General features: G+C 36.2%; 1 protein-coding gene. It reads left to right on the top strand.

Annotated elements, in window-relative coordinates; all coding sequences use genetic code 11:
• The first annotated feature begins 116 nt into the window (after positions 1 to 116).
• Positions 117 to 1,868: a DEAD/DEAH box helicase gene (locus tag V7137_RS29765; protein WP_335701406.1), complete on the top strand. Its 1,752-nt coding sequence runs from the start codon at positions 117 to 119 to the stop codon at positions 1,866 to 1,868.
• The last annotated feature ends 209 nt before the right edge of the window (positions 1,869 to 2,077 follow it).

Genomic DNA, 2,077 nt, shown 5'->3' with positions numbered 1-2,077 from the left:
ATCTAATTATTAGTGTGATTTATATGTAAAAAGTTTACTATTAATCGTTAGAATTAATTTTTTTAAAATATTATTTAAATAGTGATATAAAGTTGTTAAGAGGGAGACTGACAAAAATGAACGCATTTCCTACTGAACAGGAAATAAATACAGCACTCACATTATTAATAGATAAATACAAAGTCCCACAAACATTGTTAAAGGAATTGTTTGGCCATGACAATCACAGAAATTTAAAATCAATATTAAACTCGTTACATAAGGAGAACATAGAGTCAAAAGACCTTTCTCGGATGCTTATTGTAAAAAAAGGAGCTTATCTTTTCTCTGGACATGATGATGCAGTACGATCACTTAGAACACACCTTCTTCGTCAACTTGGACCCAAAGAAATAGAAGGTTTATATAATCGTAATCCTACTCAAGGGCGAAATTTAACCTCCTCATCTTACATGCTACGACCACTTGCTGAGAAAAAGTGGATAATGGGAGGTACATGGCCTCGAGACTTTGTTAAAACTTTGGGATTCCCAATGATATTTTCAGGAATATCGATACCAAAATCGTCTTCCACTGAAGCTGTGTTGGACATTGAAGCACGCAAATCTGTACCTCCGTTAGCTGACTTTCAGATAGGGTTAAAAGAGCGAATGCTGGAAGTCTTAAAGATGGAAGGGGACAAAACACGGTGTGTTGTCACATTACCAACTGGTGGTGGGAAGACCAGAGTTGCTGTTGAGAGTTTCATTGAATGGATGCAAATTAGATTTTCAGAAGGAAAATACATGATTTGGATTGCTCAAAGTGAAGAACTTTGTGAGCAGGCAATCTCATGTATTATTGATATGTGGCAGGAAAAAGAGTTTCCAGAGTCATTGCGTATTTATCGATACTTTGCTGGTAAAAAGGTACAAGAGGATCAGTTAATTGGTGGAGTGGTAGTGGCTAGTATTCAACAGCTTCATTCCAGGATTAAGAGCGATGATTCAGTAATAAATGAAATATTAAGAAACTGTGGTGCAATGATTATTGACGAAGCCCATCATGCAGTAGCCCCTATTTATCGTGGTCTTTTTTATAAAGCAGAAGAATTATGTGGTCCTAATTTATTTCCTATTTGTGGCCTTACTGCCACACCTGGCAGGAATAATGAAGAAACCACTAAGTTGGTCGATCAATTTCAAGCATATCTAATACAGCCTAAACTTCCACCAGACAGCCGATATTATCGTAATCCATTGTTGTACTTTCGAACGGAAGGCTACCTTGCAGAACCACGACATATTGTTTATCAGTCCGGAAGTAAAGTAGAAATTAATGAAGATGAATTAGAGGTTGCGGAAGGGGATTTTAAACCAGAATTTCTTGAGGTACTTGCAAATGATGAGCAGCGTAATCAAACCATAGTGCGACACCTGATGGAAATCCCAAAAGGTACCCCGACGCTTGTATATGCATGTACAGTCAATCATGCAGAATTTCTAACATCGGTTTTAAATGCAATAGGTAGAAAGGCTGCCTCGATTTCGGCCAACACACCTAAAGCTACAAGAAGAATGTATATAGAGGCTTTTAAAAAAGGTAAAATTGAATTTTTGTTCAATTATGGAGTTTTAACAACGGGTTTTGATGCCCCTAAAACAGAATATATTGTTGTTTGTCGACCGACAACAAGTGTTGTACTCTATGAACAGATTGTGGGAAGAGGCCTCCGAGGACCTAAATTTGGAGGAACGGAAACTTGTACGATTATTGACTTCGCTGATAACATTACTAGATTAGGTAAGCCGCTAGCTTACAGAAGATTCCGTGAATTTTGGGATAATGAAAGACAACCTCATAACCCTAGATTTTATCATACAGTATGATTTATTTTAAAAAAAGTGAGGCATAGTGGTCAATATTAATAAAAAATCAAAAATAAATTACCATATTATAGTAAATCGCGTTAATGCGGATAAATCATTTATTAAGTTACTAGAGAATCTTGTTTCTAAAGGGTTTGATTTTTCGAACCCTTACAAGAAATTTCAGAAATGATTCCAAGATGGACAGCAAATGTCAATAACCATTCAAC

The organism is Neobacillus drentensis (assembly GCF_036962765.1).
GTDB classification, from domain to species: domain Bacteria; phylum Bacillota; class Bacilli; order Bacillales; family Cytobacillaceae; genus Neobacillus; species Neobacillus drentensis_C.
This window is presented reverse-complemented; position numbering and strand designations above follow the sequence as displayed.